This is a genomic window from Streptomyces sp. NPDC005899 (genome assembly GCF_040629645.1).
Taxonomy (GTDB): Bacteria; Actinomycetota; Actinomycetes; order Streptomycetales; family Streptomycetaceae; genus Streptomyces.
The window spans coordinates 1-1696 of the sequence record NZ_JBEXWB010000650.1; the positions used below are offsets into that span (position 1 = coordinate 1).

The 1696-nt window shown below is 77.8% G+C and carries 1 protein-coding gene; it reads right to left on the reverse strand.

The genetic code is table 11. The features are described from left to right. Window positions 1-51: 51 nt before the first annotated feature. Window positions 52-1696, reverse strand: a 1645-nt coding sequence (locus ABZ371_RS32395) for a CDP-glycerol glycerophosphotransferase family protein (RefSeq protein WP_358686476.1), incomplete at its 5' end; no start/stop codon positions are given.

Sequence of the window (1696 nt, forward strand, 5' to 3'; positions counted from 1 at the left end):
CCGCCCGCCCCCCGGCCCCCGCGGCGCGGCGCCGCCCGGGCTCAGGCGGGCTCAGCCGGCGAGGAGCCGGTCCGCGACCCGGCGTGCCGCCCCGCCGTCGTCGAGGTCGCAGAACGTCCGCCGGAAGGCCTCGTACGCGCCCGGGTGGGCGTCCCCCCACGCCCCGGGTGATCGCAGGGCCCGCGCGAGGCCGTCCGCGGTGGCGATGAGGGGCCCGGGGGCGAGGGCCTCGAAGTCGAGGCAGAAACCCCGCACGGTGTCGCGGTAGTGCTCCAGGTCGTAGGTGTGGAACAGCATCGGACGGCCGGTGTGGGCGAAGTCGAACACCAGGCCCGAGTAGTCGGTGACGAGCACGTCGGCGATCAGGAGCAGCTCGGTGGGGTCCGGATGCGCCGAGACGTCGATCAGGCCGGGGCCCGGCACCACGCTGCCGGTGACCCGCGGGTGCCTGCGGACGAGCAGCGTCGTGCGGTCGTCGAGCTCCCGGAGCAGGGCGCCCGGATCGAGGGCGTCCTCCCACCGGTACAGCCGGGACGCGCTGCCCGGTGTGCTGCCCGGCGGGTGGGCCAGGTGGTCGCGGTACGTCGGCGCGTACAGCACCGTACGGTGCCCGCCCGGAACGCCCAGCCCGCGGCGCACCCGCTCCGCCGTCCTGTCGCGGCCGGGCGCGTGGAGCAGGTCGGTGGCGGGTGAGCCCGCCTCCAGCACCTCGCCGCCGTAGGCCAGGGCGCGGCGCAGATGCGGGGTGGCGAAGCGGCTGGGGGAGACCAGGACCGACCACTGGGCCGAGCGGTGCGCCAGCGTGGCCAGGTCCTGGTGGTCGGCGTACAGGGAGTCGGCGAGGTCCAGACCGAAGCGGCCGAGCGGTGAACCGTGCCAGGTCTGGAGGACCGTCTGGCCCGGGCGCCGCTCGAACCACGCGGGCAGCGTCCCGGCGGCGACGACCCGGCGGGCGCGGGCCAGCGCCTCGTACCAGGCGGTGCTGTACGCCACCACGGGCACGGCGGCCGCCGGGACCTGGGCGGCGGAGCCCGCCGATCCGTCGGTCACCCACAGGTGCTCGGCCCCGGTGCCGCGGCGCACGAGTTCGGCGTGGACCGCCCGTGGCGAGCCCCCTCCCGTGGGGAGCCCGGCGTCCAGGCCCGTGTAGAGGACGGCCTCCCGGAGCGGAAGCCGGCGCCGCGCCGGATAGTGGGCCGTACGGAGCAGGCCCTGCCGGTACGCGCCCCGCTCGGCGTCGCCGAGCGCCGGATCCGCGTGCAACGTCAGCCGGTCGCCGTGCCGGCGGTCGACGCGGAAGGCGGCCCCCTCGGGGTGGGCGGGCAGGCGTGCGGCGAGGGCCCCTGTCACCCGTACGGGCAGTCCGTCCAGGAGGACCTCCCACTCACCGTGGCGGGGCGGGGGAGCGAGCAGGGCGGCGAACCGGGCCGCCTCCCGCTCCAGGGGGAGGGACACCGTGTCACCCAGGGTGCCGTGCCGCAGGACGAGTGCACCGGGTGTGCCGTCCGGCGCCTCCGCCCGGGCTCCCGCGAACACCCCTTCGATGCGCAGCGCTCCCCCCGGTGCGGGTGCGGCGTGGTCGGCGAACGGACGGCCGGCCACCTCGAGCACCAGGGCGCCCGCCGCGTCCGCCAGGGCCTGCTGGGGCAGGCCGGGGGCTGCGGCGAGCGGGACCCGGTCCCCGCCTGTCACGAGT